General features: G+C 70.8%; 13 protein-coding genes. 6 read left to right on the top strand and 7 right to left on the bottom strand.

What is annotated here, in order from left to right; genetic code table 11:
• Positions 1-101: 101 nt before the first annotated feature.
• Together OP04_RS43395 and OP04_RS43390 are read right to left on the bottom strand one after the other, a co-directional pair.
• Positions 102-1,361, bottom strand: a complete 1,260-nt coding sequence (locus OP04_RS43395; protein ID WP_063746875.1) for a glycosyltransferase — start codon at positions 1,359-1,361, stop codon at positions 102-104.
• A complete protein-coding gene (locus OP04_RS43390) occupies positions 1,277-1,972 on the bottom strand; it encodes a DedA family protein (RefSeq protein ID WP_033345876.1) in 696 nt (231 codons plus the stop codon). The genes OP04_RS43395 and OP04_RS43390 overlap by 85 nt, the downstream gene beginning before the upstream one ends.
• A 133-nt stretch (positions 1,973-2,105) precedes the next feature.
• Between OP04_RS43390 and OP04_RS43385 the strand changes: the two genes are divergently transcribed.
• Genes OP04_RS43385 through OP04_RS43375 form a run of 3 tightly spaced genes read left to right on the top strand, consistent with a single transcriptional unit; the run spans position 2,106 to position 5,008 of the window.
• A complete protein-coding gene (locus OP04_RS43385) occupies positions 2,106-3,281 on the top strand; it encodes a sensor histidine kinase (RefSeq protein WP_051799961.1) in 1,176 nt (391 codons plus the stop codon).
• Positions 3,278-3,940 (top strand): response regulator, encoded by a 663-nt coding sequence (locus OP04_RS43380; protein WP_033345874.1) that lies wholly within the window; start codon positions 3,278-3,280, stop codon positions 3,938-3,940. The genes OP04_RS43385 and OP04_RS43380 overlap by 4 nt, the downstream gene beginning before the upstream one ends.
• A 54-nt stretch (positions 3,941-3,994) precedes the next feature.
• Positions 3,995-5,008, top strand: coding sequence for a hypothetical protein (locus tag OP04_RS43375; RefSeq protein WP_033345873.1), 1,014 nt, complete (start codon positions 3,995-3,997; stop codon positions 5,006-5,008).
• On the opposite strand, the gene OP04_RS43370 is transcribed toward OP04_RS43375, so the two are convergent.
• Positions 4,936-5,889 (bottom strand): FAD-dependent oxidoreductase, encoded by a 954-nt coding sequence (locus tag OP04_RS43370; protein WP_033345872.1) that lies wholly within the window; start codon positions 5,887-5,889, stop codon positions 4,936-4,938. The two genes, OP04_RS43375 and OP04_RS43370, sit on opposite strands and share 73 nt — an antisense overlap.
• Positions 5,890-6,053: 164 nt before the next feature.
• Here OP04_RS43370 and OP04_RS43365 point away from each other — a divergent pair, with 164 nt between their 5' ends.
• The 3 genes from OP04_RS43365 (at position 6,054) to OP04_RS43355 (ending at position 8,844) form a co-directional block, all read left to right on the top strand.
• Positions 6,054-7,004 (top strand): SCO2521 family protein, encoded by a 951-nt coding sequence (locus OP04_RS43365; protein ID WP_051799960.1) that lies wholly within the window; start codon positions 6,054-6,056, stop codon positions 7,002-7,004.
• Positions 7,001-7,978, top strand: coding sequence for a DUF6879 family protein (locus OP04_RS43360; protein ID WP_051799959.1), 978 nt, complete (start codon positions 7,001-7,003; stop codon positions 7,976-7,978). Before OP04_RS43365 ends, OP04_RS43360 begins: the two co-directional genes overlap by 4 nt.
• Before the next feature lie 128 nt (positions 7,979-8,106).
• Positions 8,107-8,844 carry a class I SAM-dependent methyltransferase gene (locus tag OP04_RS43355; protein ID WP_157241131.1) on the top strand — a complete coding sequence of 246 codons (738 nt, stop codon included), beginning with the start codon at positions 8,107-8,109 and terminating at the stop codon, positions 8,842-8,844.
• 3 nt (positions 8,845-8,847) lie between these two features.
• Here OP04_RS43355 and OP04_RS43350 read toward each other — a convergent pair whose 3' ends face one another.
• Genes OP04_RS43350 through OP04_RS43335 form a run of 4 tightly spaced genes read right to left on the bottom strand, consistent with a single transcriptional unit; the run spans position 8,848 to position 13,444 of the window.
• A complete protein-coding gene (locus OP04_RS43350; protein ID WP_085067245.1) occupies positions 8,848-9,810 on the bottom strand; it encodes an SCO2522 family protein in 963 nt (320 codons plus the stop codon).
• Positions 9,807-10,739 carry an SCO2523 family variant P-loop protein gene (locus OP04_RS43345; protein ID WP_033345871.1) on the bottom strand — a complete coding sequence of 311 codons (933 nt, stop codon included), beginning with the start codon at positions 10,737-10,739 and terminating at the stop codon, positions 9,807-9,809. The genes OP04_RS43350 and OP04_RS43345 overlap by 4 nt, the downstream gene beginning before the upstream one ends.
• A gap of 6 nt (positions 10,740-10,745) precedes the next feature.
• A complete protein-coding gene (locus tag OP04_RS43340) occupies positions 10,746-12,608 on the bottom strand; it encodes an SCO2524 family protein (protein WP_033345870.1) in 1,863 nt (620 codons plus the stop codon).
• Between the two features lie 53 nt (positions 12,609-12,661).
• Positions 12,662-13,444: an SCO2525 family SAM-dependent methyltransferase gene (locus OP04_RS43335; protein ID WP_085067244.1), complete on the bottom strand. Its 783-nt coding sequence runs from the start codon at positions 13,442-13,444 to the stop codon at positions 12,662-12,664.
• Positions 13,445-13,505 lie beyond the last annotated feature (61 nt).

Here is a 13,505-nt window from a genome sequence, read left to right as displayed (position 1 = left end):
CCGCCGCGCGGCCGATCGCCGCGTGTTCCGCGCGGCAGGAGCCCCCTGTGCGGCCGACGGCTTCCCCGATCGCCGCGTGTTCCGTGCGGAAGGTGCCCGCCTCAGGCCGCGCGGCGTCCGGTGTCCGCGCGGCCCGTTCCGCGCGCGTGACCGTTGCGGTCGCCGCCGTTGAGCAGCACCGGGCCGGGCTGCCGTGCCGGGCCGGCCGGCACCCGGGCGATGCCGTAGAGCTGGGCGAACGCGGCCACGGTGCGGGACTCGTCGTGCTGCTCCGCCACCGCGCGGGCGTTGCGGCCCAGCGCGTCCGCGTGCGCCGGGTCGTCGAGGATCGACAGCAGCCGCCGGACCAGCGCGCGCACGTCGCCGGGCGGGAACAGACAGCCGGTCTCGCCGTCGACGATCAGGTGCGGGAGCGCGGCCGAGTTCGCGCCCACGACCGGGCGGCCGCAGGCCATCGCCTCCAGCGTGACCAGGCTCTGCAGCTCCGCGGTGCCGGGGTTCACGAAGACGGTGCAGGCGGCGTACGCGTCCGGCAGCTCGTCGTCCGGGACAAAACCGGCGAAGCGGACGTCGTCGGCCACACCGAGCTCGGCCGCGAGCGCGCGCAGCGCCCGTTCCCGCGCGCCGGTGCCGACCAGCAGCAGCTGGGAGTCCGTCATCCGGCGGACGACCGCGAACGCGCGGACCAGGACGTCGAGATTCTTCTCCGCGTCGAGGCGGCCGACGTACCCGATGGTGGGTGTGTCCTTGAGGTCGTGTCGCGCGCGGAATCCGGCGGCATCGCCTCGCGTCGAGAACCTGGTCAGGTCGATGCCGCAGGAGATCGGCAGGACCGGTCCGGGCACGCCCGCGACCATGGCCAGCGCGGCCGCGTACGGCGTGGGCGCGGTGACCACGTTCGCCTTCGCGAAGACGCGGGCGGCGTCGCGCCAGGCCCAGTCGTGCACGAGGTCCCGGGCCAGCGGCAGGTAGTGGGTCAGGTTCTCCGGCATGAAGTGGTTCGTGGCGACGACGAAGATGCCGCGCGCATACGCGGCCGCGATCAGCGCGCGGCAGATCGGGAAGTGGCTCTGCACGTGGACGACGTCGGGCCGCACCTCGTCCAGGATCCGGCCGGCGGCCGCGTGCAGCCCGACCGGCAGACTGAACCGGAAGTCCCGGCGCTGCCAGATCGGCAGTGATCGGATCCGGTGCTCGACGATGCCGCCCTCGGTGGTGCGGGTGCGGCTGCGGTAGCCGGTGGCCGGGCTGACCACGTGCACCTCGTGGTGGACGTTCAGCGCGGCGGCGAGACGCTGGGCGAAGTAGCTGGCGCCGTTGACGTGCGGGGCGTAGGTGTCGGCGCCGATGAGGATGCGCATGGGGTGTTCTCCTTGGTGTGGTGCCCGCGGGGTTTCCGGACGAGGCGGGTCAGCGTGCGGTGGTGTGTCGCCGCCAGGTGGATCAGCGCGATCGGGATCGCGACGGCGGCGGTGAGCAGCAGGAATCCGCCGGGCAGCGCGAGCAGCCCGGTCAGCGAGCTGCCGAACAGCGCGCCGAGCCCGAGCAGCACGGCCGCCCGCACGGCCGCACCGGCCGTCACCCAGGCAGCGAACCGGCGGAACGGCAGCTGCGCGACGCCCGCGGCGACGAACGCCGGGACCGCCAGCACGTCGAGGAGCTTCGCGGTGACGACCAGCCGCGGCAGCGCCGCCGGTCCCGGCAGCGCGCGCACACCCGGCAGCCGCCGGAGTGCTCGCGTGGCCGATGCGCCGACCCGGCCGGACCGGGCGAGCAGCGACGCCGCCCCCGGCCGGGCCGAGGCACGCCCGGCCAGGTAGAGCAGGCTGTCGCCGGCCACCTCCGCGAGCACGACGATCGCCCAGACCGGCCAGAACCGCGCCAGCCCGGCGCCGACCATCGCGCCGGCGCTGACCGTCGCGGCCGGTCCTTCGACCAGCACGAGCGGGCCGAGCCAGGTGTACGGATCCATGCCGAGAACTGTCGGCCGCGGTTGTCGCCCCGGTCGTCCACCGGCGGAGCCGTCCCGCGTAGCTCTGCCGTAGGGGGCCCGATGACCCGCCAGGAGGACGCTTTCGCATGCTCAGGTCGGTAACGTCGCCCACGTGAACGGGGTACCGAGGCAGTGGTGGCTGCTGGTCGGGTCGGTCGCCGGCGTGCTGCTGGTGGTCACCGCGATCGTGATGACGGACGAGTACGACGTGCCGCTGATCGTGGCCTGGGCCGCCTCGACCGCGCAGTGTGCGGCGCTCCCGCTGGCGCTGCGCAACCCGCGGATCGCCACCGCGGTGCAGCTCGCGGCCGTGCTGGTGTTCGCGCTCGGGCAGGAGGGCGCGCACGGCCTGTGGCCGCTGCAGCCACCGGTGATGCTGATGCTGAGCGCGCACATCGGCCTGGTCGGGCTGCGGTGGCGCTGGCAGGAGGCGGTGGTGACCTGGTGGGCCACCGCGCTGTTCTGCATCGTGCTGACCATGGCCGACCCGCGCGGCCGGACGCTCGACGAGGGCGACACCGGGCTGATCATCTACGCGACGAACTCGGTGCTGGTGCTGTTCAGCACGATCGCCTGGCGGCAGCGTGGCGCGGTCCGCCGGGAGCTGGCCCAGGCCCGCCGCGACGTGGAGCTGGAGCAGGCACAGCGCGCGCTGGTCGAGGAGCGGAACCGGATCGCCCGGGAACTGCACGACGTGGTCGCGCACAGCATGTCGGTGATCCACATGCAGGCGACGTCCGCGGCGTACCGGATCCCGCACATCGATCCGGAGTCGCGCGCGGAGTTCGGGCGGATCGCGGCCGGCACCCGGGCCACGCTGCGCGAGATGCGCGCGCTGCTGGCACTGCTGCGCGACGACGGCGCGGAGAGCGAGCTGCGCCCGATGCCGGACCTGCGCAACCTGGGTGAGCTGGCCGAGTCCGCCCGCCGCGGCGGCGTGCCGGTCACGCTGGAGGTGTCCGGCGCGCTGCACGACGACACGGTCGGCCTGGCCGCATACCGGATCGTGCAGGAGTCGCTGAGCAACGTCATCCGGCACGCGCCCGGCGCCCCGACCCGCGTCCACGTGGCGGTCGAGGGCGACGAGCTGCTGGTCGAGGTGGTCAACGGCCTGCCGGTCTCGCCACCGCGCCTGATCGAGGAACCCGGCCGCGCCCGGCACGGCCTGGTCGGCATGCGTGAGCGCGCGCGGCTGGCCGGCGGCGTCGTGCACACCGGCGCCCGCCCGGACGGCGGTTACCGTGTCACCGCCCGTCTCCCGCTCGCCCCTTCGGAAGGTCTCGCATGATCCGGATCCTCGTCGCCGACGACCAGCCGATGATCCGCGCCGGCGTGCGCGCGATCCTGGACTCCCAGCCCGACATGTCCGTGGTCGGTGAGGCGGAGAACGGCCGGCAGGCGATCGACCGGGCGCGCAGCCTGCGCCCGGACGTGATCCTGATGGACGTGCGCATGCCGGAGCTGGACGGCCTCGCCGCGACCCGCGAGGTGGTCGGCGCCGCACCGGACGGTCCGCGCGTGCTGATGCTGACCACGTTCGACATCGACGACTATGTTTACGAGGCGTTGCGGGCCGGTGCCAGCGGTTTCCTGCTCAAGGACAGCGAACCCGAAGAGCTGATGCATGCGGTACGGGTGGTCGCCAAGAGCGAGGCCCTGCTCGCGCCGCGGATCACCCGACGCCTGATCGAGAATTTCATCAACTCCCAGCCGCCCGCGCCCGCCGCCTCCACCGCGCTGAACTCGCTGACCGAGCGTGAGCTGGAGGTGCTGCGCCACATGGCGATGGGCATGTCCAACGCGGAGATCGCCAAGGCGCTGTTCATCGCGGAGCAGACCACCAAGACCCACGTCAGCCGCATCCTGAACAAGCTCGGCCTGCGCGACCGCGTCCACGCCGTGGTCTTCGGCTACGAGAACGGCCTGGTGACCCCCGGCCGACGATGACCCTTCACGCAACGACATTGATGGGTCACCATAGGTGAGGACCGAAGGAGCCTCATGAGCCGTGGCCGTCTGATCGCACGGATCCTGATCACCGCCGTCGTCGGTGGCACCACCTATCTGATCGGCGCGCTGGTGAAGCAGCCGCCCGCGCAGGCCGTGATGCTCGCGTTCTTCGTCGGCGGCGTGGTGCTGGTCGTCCAGCTGCTCGCCGAGTTCGACACGCGGGTGGCCGCGGTGGAGGCGGGCCAGGGGCGGCTCACCGGCGAGCTGCGCGACCTGCTGGCGGAGAAGTTCGCCGCGGTCAGCGAGGCCACGGAGCTGTACGGCCGGGTCGAGCACTCACCACTGCGCGACGACGTGGTGCGGGTCGCCCACAGCGCGCTGCAGGTCGGGCACGAGCTGCCGCCGCTGGTGGTGAACCTGGCTCGGGCGCAGCTGCAGTACGCCGACCACCTGCTGCGCCAGGTCGGCAGCGGCGAGGCCACCTACGAGGGCGAGGACCGGGAGTGGCTGCTCGCGCTGACCCACCACGTGGCCTCCACGCTGGACGCGATCAGTCCGGGCTCTCGCGACCACGACGGCCGGTTCCTCGACGAGGGCCTGTGGCGGACCGAGCTGGGCCGCAGGTATCTGGAGGCGCAGGCCCGCGCGCTGCGCAACGGCGTGGCCATCCGCCGGCTCTTCATCCTGGAGCACGAGGATCTGCTCGCCGACGCGGACTTCCGGGAGATCTACGACGAGCAGGCGGCGATGGGCATCCGGGTCCGGGCGATCGCGCTGGCCGAGATCCGGATCGCGGGCATTCGCTTCGTGTCCGACTTCATCCTCTTCGACGACGTGGTCAGTTACGAGAACGAGCTGGCGCCGACGAAGCACCGCTTCGGCCTGCCGATGTATATCCGCACGTCACTGTTCATGGACAGCCGGCGGATCGACCGGCAGCGGCAGCGGTTCGAGGCGCTGTGGGCGGCCGCGCACGAGCTGGGTCCGGCCGGTCAGGGCGCCTCCACCAGGTCCGCCGCGGCGGAGGCGCAACCCCAGGAGAGACTGACCCCGCCCCCGCCGTGACCGTAGTTGTGCACCAGGTGACCGCCGGGGATCGCCTCGCGCTCGACCCGGACGCGGGAGCGCGTGGGGCGGAAGCCCACCCGGTGGTCCAGCACGCGCGCGCCGGCCAGCTCGGGGCGGACCTCGGCGCAGCGGGCCACGATCCGCTCGGCGAGCGCGGGGTCCCAGGCCCGATCCGTACGCGCCGGGTGGGCCGTGCTGCCCAGGACCATGCGGTCACCGTGCGGCAGGAAGTAGGTCATCTCGGCCGCGTCCTCCGCGTCGGCGAAGAACTCGTCGATGCCGGGGTTCTCCACCACGACGAGCTGGCCGCGGACCGGCACCACCTCCGGGTCCGGCACCAGCGCGCGGGCGTCCGCGCCGGTGCAGTTGACCAGCACGTCGAAGCCGGCGGGCACCTCGGTCAGCGAGGCGGCCTCGCCCTGCTCGATCTGCACGCCCGCGTCCTTCGCGCGCAGGACCAGGTAGGTGAGGTAGACGGGCATGTCCACGATCGGTGCGGTGTACCGCCACCCGGAGAGGTAGCCGGCGGGCAGCGTGGCCGGGTCCGCCAGCGTCAGGTCGGGCAGGTCGCGGAGCCAGACCGGCGGCGCCATCCCGGTGTGCGAGGCCTCGAGGCCCTGCACCAGGCGGACGCCGGCCTCCGGATGCGCGGCGAGCGTGCGGAACGCCTCCAGCGTCTCGTCGCTCCACTCGGTCACCCGCTCGTGCTCGGCGACGACCGGGCCCCACAGCGCGCCGGCCGCGCACGAGGTGGACTCGTGCGGCAGCTCCCGCGCGCGGATCAGCACGCGGTGGCCGCGCTCGGCGAGACGCAGCGCGGTCGTGATGCCGGAAACGCCGGCGCCGATTACAAGGACGTCAATGCCTGAACGGGCCATTATTCGAGCGTAACGCGCACGCGCACCACAGTGGTATATGCGATCTTCAGCGCGTCCAGCCGTTTGCGCACAATGGGCCGGGAGGAGCATAGCGATCTCGACAGTCAGGCAAGTTCCATTAGAGAATGGGCGGCCGGGTAACCGTCCGTGGTCCCGTCGTCACAATGAATCCCGGGGGCTCGATGCTGGTGCTGGGCGAGGTGCGTACCGGCCTGATCCAGAACTCCACCGCGTTGTCGAAGGTGGACGCCGCGCGCCTGCTCGACCTCGTGCTGGGCGAGCGGGTCCGCGTGTCCGAGCGGCCCATTCACCACGCGACGTCGCCGGAGCGGCTGGTCGGCGTGGACTGCCCGCTGAGCGCGCGGAGCAGGGCGAGCGTGCGCGGCGTCGGCACGGTGCTCACCCGCGCGGCGGTGACCGAGGGGCACGTGCTGCAGGGCTCGGCGTACACCCGGATCCGCCCCGGCACCGGCCGCCGCCTCCCCTGGGCGCACTACCTGGGGCACCCCGGCCAGGTGGAGACGATCGGCCGCGGCAACGACCTGGACCTGGCGCAGGGCTTCCTCGGTGCGGACCGCACGCCCGGCACGCTGGACCTCGGCGCGATCTGCGACCGGGCGATGGACGACGTGCAGCGCTCCCCGTCGCTGGACCGGCGGATCACGCTGCGGACCGCGCCCACCAGCCTGCGCTGGGCCGCGGTCGAGGGCGCGGACGCGCTCCAGTTCACCGTGGTGTCCCCCACGCTGCGGACGCTGCGGGTGGACGTGCCGGCGGAGCGGCTGGACGCGACCGTCACGCTCTGCGAGGACCTGGCGCTGCACGACTGGCTGCTCACCACGCTGCTGGACCTGATCGACCGGAACCTGACGTCCGCGGCCGCGGACGCGCGCAGCGTCCGGCGGCTCCGTCCGGCCATAGATCACCTGCTGCACCTCTGGATGCCCGCGGCCCGGGTGGACGAGGAGTTGCTCCCGGTCTGGGAGCGGATGGAACGCCGGCCCGGCTTCACGCGGCAGTGGAACGCGTGCGTGAGCCGGATCCGGGACCAGGTCACCGTGAACGCCATCGCGGTTCTGAGCGGGGACGAGAGACAGCGAGGGATGACCGGATGATCGAGAATACGACGGATGACCGGGAAAAGCTTCCGGTGGGACTTCTACGTAAAGTCGGCACCACCACGCTCACCGCGGGCATCGCCTATGTGATTACCAGCCTGGTCGACAAACCGAATATCGCGGGATTCACGCTCTCCGTGCTGATCGGGGGAATCACCCTGATTGTGCAATTCCTGAATGACTTCGAGAATCGCCTCCAGAAGGTGGAGACCCACCAGCGTGACCACACCCAGCACGTCGAGGATCTGGTGGAGACGCGGTTCCACAAGCTCAACGAGGCGACCGAGCTGTTCAGGCTGGTGGAGACGTCGACGATGCGGCCGGACGAGGTCACCACGCTGGTCCGCCACTCCACGCTGATCGGCCCGACCACGCCGCCGCTGGTGCAGAGCCTGGCCAGCGCGCAGATCCGCCGGACGTCGAACCTGCTGCGTGAGCTCAGCGAGAAGGCGGACGCGATCTACGAGGGCGAGGACCGGGAGTGGCTGCTCTGCCTCACCGAGGACTCCACGGTCGGCATCGACGCGGTCAGCCTGATGACGGTGGACTCCGGCAGCAAGGGCGTGTTCGAGGGCGGCGGCCTGTGGACCAGCGACCTCGGCCAGCGCTATCTGGACGCGCAGCGCCAGGCCGTCAAGCGCGGCGTCACGGTCCGGCGGATCATGGTGCTCGACCAGCCCACCGGTGAGGACGACGAGGAGTTGCGACACCTCTCCGACCTGCACCGGGCCGCCGGGATCGAGGCGCGCGTGCTGGAGCCGAGGGCGGTGCCGGGCACGCTGCGCAACGCGCTGCTGGACTTCATCGTGTTCGACGGCTCGCTGAGCTACGAGACCACGCGCGCGTCCAGCGTCGACCACTCGGCCAAGGCGATCATCGCCACGACACGGCTGGTGATGCGACCCGATCGGGTTCGCGACCGCATCCGATGGTTCGACGACCTCTGGGACTCCGCTCGCGAAATGCCGTAAAATCTGGCAAAAGGGACACGGTTTCGGAGCACGAGCATGCGACACTGGCGGGGGACGCGCTTGTGCCCGGCACCTGGCGGCGTGAACAATGAGCGCCGCCCGATCTGCCCACAATGGAGTTGTCAGACGTGAGTGTCGTTAGGGAACAAACGGACGAGCTACGCCTTCGCGAAGAGCTGCACGGGATGTATACCGAGGTCGGCTTCTACGAGCCGGACAGCTGGAAGGCCGCGCCCGCCACCGTGGACGAGCACTCACTGAAGATTCTCGGCCACCCGGTCATGGAGGACTGGGAGCGCCCCTACATGCAGGAGCTGGCCCGGATCGCCACGCTGAACGGCGGCCGCGTGCTGGAGATCGGCTTCGGCATGGGCATCTCGGCCGGGTTCATCAGCCGGTTCTACGACCAGCGCGGCATCGGCCGGGGCGTCACCGAGCACGTCATCGTGGAGGCCAACCGCGACGTGGCGGCGCTGGCCCGCAAGTTCCGCGACGAGCACCGGCCCGGCCTGGTCCGCATCGTCGAGGGCGTCTCCTACGACGTGATCGCGGAGAACGCGGACGGCGTCTTCCGGGACGGCGGCTTCGACGGCATCCTGCACGACGCCTATCCGCTGGACGAGTCGCAGGTGCAGAACCAGGCCCACTTCGCCGGTACGGCGTACCGGCTGCTGAAGCCCGGCGGCATCTTCACGTACTTCTCGGACGAGCCCACGCAGTTCCGGCCCGAGCACCTGCAGATGCTGCTGGACGCCGGGTTCGCCCGCAAGAACATCGACCACAAGATCATTCGCGTGGTGCCGCCGGCCGACTGCCTCTACTGGAAGCGCGACACCATTCTCGCGCCGATCCTGCGTAAGGGCTGACGCTCAGAGGTCCACGAAGATGTACTCCACGCGTCGCGTCAGGTCGGCCGGCAGCGCGAACCCCTCCGCGTCGGCGCGCTGGAGCAGCTGATCGGCGGCGGCGCGCTCGACCGCGATCTGGCTCAGGATCGTGCGCACGCCGTGCTCCGTGCTGAGGAAGCGGTTCCCCAGGACGGACACGGTGCGGTAGGCGGAGAACGGGGCCGCCCGCGGGTTCATCCTCAGGATCGACGGGACCTGCCGCCAGTCGTCCGGCAGTACGGCCGGCACCGGGTGGGGAACCGCCACCGGCTCGTCGCGGTCGCGCAACAGGCCGAGCCGCAGCAGCTGCCACACCGCGGCGAGGAACGCGCACGACCAGGTGCGCTCGCCGCCGGTCTCGTCCCATAGCTGCACGTCCGCGAAGATCGAATGCCGGTTCGCGGCGTGCTCCAGCGGCGGGCTCCAGCCGGGTGAGTCGACCATCGCCTGCGCCGCGGCCGTGTGCGGGCTGCGCTGCCCGTTGCACAGCCAGCCGGACTCCGAGGCCGGCGGCCGGTCGCCGTTGCTGCCGGGCACCGGATCGTTGACGATGTGGTGCTCGACCAGCTGGGCCAGCGGCACACCGTCCGCCACGGCGCAGCCGGCCTCGCGCGCGATGTAGTCGATCGGCAGCTCCGCCTCGGCCGCGCACTCCATCAGCATCGGGATGATCTCGTCGGGCCGGCCGAACGGCGCGAAGTAGTCGTCGATGAGGAAGCAGGTCGCGACGCGAGGCGTACCCCGGACGAGTCTTGCTCTGCAGGCTTCTCGCGCCGCGGCGGCCCACGGCGCGACCGCCCGGAAGTAGCGCACCAGGCCCTCCGGGCCCATGGCCAGGTCCTCCCGGTAGAGGTGCCCCAGCTCCAGCGAGAGGTGAGCGAGCGGCACGTTCCGCGCGGCAGGCTCGGCCGACGTCTCCCGGAACACCGGGTCGGCCCTGGTCACAGCACTTCCCACGCGGCGTCGTCGGTGAGCTTCTTGGCCAGCTCCGTGAACGCCTCCACGGTCTGCGCGTTGGCCACCTTGCGCGCCCACACGTCGTTGTCCGAGATCAGCTGCTCGCGCCACTGCAGCACCGGGTCGTGCGGGATGACGCCGAGGATCGCGGTGCGGCCGACCCGGTTCTCCCGGGCCAGCGCGATCAGGCTCTCGTTGCACTCGCGCAGCCAGGCGAGCTGCGTCGCGTTCAGCCCGGACAGCTCGGAAGAATCAGGATCGACCACGGCGGTACGCACGAAGCGCAGCGAATCACGCAGCTGGTCCGGGTCGTGCCCGGCCTTGACGCCGGCCTCCAGGATGCCGCTCTCGCCGAAGACCAGCGAGGACGCGGCCAGCACGTGCTGCTGCGTCCAGCGGTGGAAGACCAGCCAGCGCGCGGTGATCTGCCGCAGCGCCGGGTCGGTCAGCGCGGCCAGCGCGATGTGGGTGGCGTGCGAGCGGCCCGCGCTCAGGTCGACCAGGCACAGGTCGAACTCGCTGTGCAGCCGCAGGAACAGCTGCCGGCAGCGCTCGATCGCGTACTTCGTGGTGTGGAACTCGCCGCCGCCGACATCGCCCGGGATCAGCGTCAGCCTGCCGGAGCCGGGCGGACGCTGGCGCAGACTCGCGCGGTCCGACTCGGTCCAGACGTCGATGCGGTGCGGCTCGGAGACCGTGCCGCCGGTGGGGCCCTTGTCCAGGTACGAATGGACGCCGCCCCGATTCGTACCGTGGGTGGCCTGGGGGATGTCGAAGATCGCACCGGCCGTGGGCGAGCCGAAGTCGAAGTCGAGATAACAGACGTTCGCCCCCTGGAGCGCGGTGCGGTAGGCGAGGTTGCTGGTGGTCACGGACCGGCCGGTGCCGCCCTTGTCCGAGGTCGCGAAGACGAACACGGGCGATCAGTCCGTTCCCTCGACGTCGGCGCGGGCGACCGCGAGCGCGTCGATGTCCCGCAGGACCTTGCTGGCCAGCGCGATCGCGGTGGCGGGCCGGTCCTGCACGATCTCGCGGGCCCGGGTCAGGCTCGCGCCGATGCCGGTGAACGTGCCCCGCATCTTCTCGTTGTCGCCCAGCGGACGGCTCAGCAGCTCCTGGTCGAACAGGTGCTCCGCCTCGGTCAGCAGCTCCAGCGCGAACTCGGTCAGCGTCGGGCTGCGCAGCGGGTTGCTGAACAGCACGCGCGTCGCGCCGACCACGCCCAGCACCACGCGCACGGTGTAGTACCAGGACGGCAGGTCGTAACGCGTGGCGATGGTCGGGAAGACGTCACCCGGCTGGTCCCACAGGCTGCGGCTCGGCCCGGTGTCGAAGCGCCGCTCCGCCAGGTGGTCCCAGGTGCGGTCCGCCAGGTCCAGCAGGTTGGCCCGGCGGTCGGTGTCGTTGATCAGGCCGGCGATACGCGTGGTGCGCTGCAACAGCAGGGGTGCGAAGTCGGTGGCGGACCAGCGCAGCACCGGGCCGCCCCGGTCCTCGCTGCCGACCAGGTCGAACGGCACGCCCGGCGCGTGCATGCGCATCGCGGGCTCGTCGTCCTCCAGCGGGCGGCGGCTGATCCGGCCCCGGTTGCCGAGCTCGGTGAGGACGAAGCCGACCCGGGACAGCTCCGCGTCGGAACCACGCCGCTGCACCAGGTCGTGCACGACCAGCGAGGTGACCAGCAGGCTCAGGTAGTCGGACTCGACATCGTCCGTGGTGCGCCACGGGATGTCCTCCAGCGGCCACCGGCGCCCGCCGCCGAACGTGGCCAGCGTCGCCCAATATGACCTCGTCAGGTCCCAGCGCAGTTGCAGGGCACGGGACAGGCGCTGCTGCTCCTCGTTGAGAATGTTCAGAATCCGGGTGCGCTCGGAGAACAGGTCCTCGATCGCATCCATGGCGACGACCGTGAAGTAGAGCCACGGCGCGCTCAGCGCGATGCCCTCGGTCTGCTTGCCGACCGTCTCGGTGGTGTCGATCGTGGGCGCGCCGTTGACGATGCCCCAGGACCAGCCGCACTCGAAGAGCCTGTTCGGATTCTCCAGCTCGTCGGTGGCCTGGCCGGAACCGATCGTCATCTCCGCGATCGCCGCGGTCGTCTCCCGCAGCGCCCGGCGCAGCTCGGAGACCACCTTGCGCTCGGGCACATTCGCCTGGTTGGCGGTGCGGATCAGCGCCCGGCCCTCGGTGGAGTCCGTCGCGAACGTCGACACCGTGAAGCTGCGCAGCAGGCCGACCATGGCCGCGCTCAGCCGCAGGCTGGCCATCCGCTCCAGATCGTCCATCTCGCGGCGGATCGTGGCGCCACGGACGACGCTGCGGAGCACGCGCAGGAAACCGAGCACGGCCAGCGCGAGGCGCACGGACATCGCATAGGAGTCCACGATGTCCAGCTCGCGCTGCTCGGCGGTGGGTGCGTCGTCGCCGGCCGAGGTGAAGTAGCTGCCGCCGGAGAAGATCGGGGTCTCGTCGGGGGCGGTGTACCGCTCGAAGTACTCCGTGATGATCCGGATCAGCGTGCGCGGGATGGCCACGGCGTCGCCGAGCGGGCGGAGCACCTGGAGGATGTCACTGGGCGTGTCGTCCGGCTGGTCGAGACCGAACGGGTCGACCTGGGTGGCCGGCAGCATGAGGCAGAGCAGTTGCTCGGCATCGCTGATGGAGTTTCGCCCCTCCCGGCCCTCCCAGTTCCACCCCTTGTCGCCATTGCCGTCGGCGTCGCGAATCGAATATTCGGCGAGCGCGCGCCAGATCTCAAGAAGCTCTTGACGAGGACGAATCCGCATCCACCATCAACCATCCGAAAGCCAGAGGCGCGCCGGCCGCCGGAATCCGGAGGCTAACGTCGCCAGCCAGTGACGAGGATCATCCCATCATAGCCATCGCGTAAAGGCTTGTCGCCCATGCCGATCTCGTACAGATTGTCGATCTTCGCCCACTCGCCGACGTACCGACGGACGTCGCTGACCGTGATCGGCACGGCCGGAAAGTCGATCTTCCCGACCTTGTAACCGTGAGAATTCTGCATGAAAGCGGCGGCAAAGGGCGCGTCCGGGCGAAGTGCGCCGAGAAAGCCGCCGACCGCGGACTCGAACTGGTGAACCCACTTGGAGATCGACTCCGCCACGAAGAACATGGTGCCCATGTCGAGCGCCCGCTCCGTCATCTCGAAGACGCTGCCGTGGGTGACGCGCGTCTTGCGCTGCAGGTCGGTCCACGGGTCCTCGACGGCGGCGTACGGCCCGGACTCGATCAGGTGATGCCAGTACTGCTCCCAGGCGGGTCCGTGGCGGCGCAGCTGCTTCTTCAGCCATTTGATATTGCCGCGGGACCACTCGTAGAGCGTGATCCGGTCGCAGAACGGGAGCATGCAGAGCGCGGGATAGAGATTGGCGCCGGATCCGACATCGATTCCTCGTGCGTCGGGCGAGAGGTTGGCGCGCGCAAAGAAATCGCGGACCTGACTGAGAATCTCTCGATCGTCATCACGCAAATGGCGATAGTTGTGGATGAAGTAGGCGTCCGGGTCGAATTCATCCCACGGATAGTCCTCGTTCGCCCCGTCTGCCACCTCGGTGGGATGTGCGCCTCCACCAGCCCCCATGGGCGCGATTTGCGTCATGACAACCTTTTCTGTGCTGACACCGTCACCACGCCAGACGCGAAAGGGGTCATGAGCTGCG

This window comes from Catenuloplanes japonicus, assembly GCF_000717135.1.
Lineage (GTDB): Bacteria > Actinomycetota > Actinomycetes > Mycobacteriales > Micromonosporaceae > Catenuloplanes > Catenuloplanes japonicus.
This window is presented reverse-complemented; position numbering and strand designations above follow the sequence as displayed.

Coding starts and splice junctions, on each gene's coding strand:
- OP04_RS43395 (WP_063746875.1), bottom strand. CDS start 1,361: ATGCGCATCCTCATCGGCGCCGACACCTACGCCCCGCACGTCAACGGC.
- OP04_RS43390 (WP_033345876.1), bottom strand. CDS start 1,972: ATGGATCCGTACACCTGGCTCGGCCCGCTCGTGCTGGTCGAAGGACCG.
- OP04_RS43380 (WP_033345874.1), top strand. CDS start 3,278: ATGATCCGGATCCTCGTCGCCGACGACCAGCCGATGATCCGCGCCGGC.
- OP04_RS43375 (WP_033345873.1), top strand. CDS start 3,995: ATGAGCCGTGGCCGTCTGATCGCACGGATCCTGATCACCGCCGTCGTC.
- OP04_RS43370 (WP_033345872.1), bottom strand. CDS start 5,889: ATGGCCCGTTCAGGCATTGACGTCCTTGTAATCGGCGCCGGCGTTTCC.
- OP04_RS43365 (WP_051799960.1), top strand. CDS start 6,054: ATGAATCCCGGGGGCTCGATGCTGGTGCTGGGCGAGGTGCGTACCGGC.
- OP04_RS43360 (WP_051799959.1), top strand. CDS start 7,001: ATGATCGAGAATACGACGGATGACCGGGAAAAGCTTCCGGTGGGACTT.
- OP04_RS43340 (WP_033345870.1), bottom strand. CDS start 12,608: ATGCGGATTCGTCCTCGTCAAGAGCTTCTTGAGATCTGGCGCGCGCTC.
- OP04_RS43335 (WP_085067244.1), bottom strand. CDS start 13,444: ATGACGCAAATCGCGCCCATGGGGGCTGGTGGAGGCGCACATCCCACC.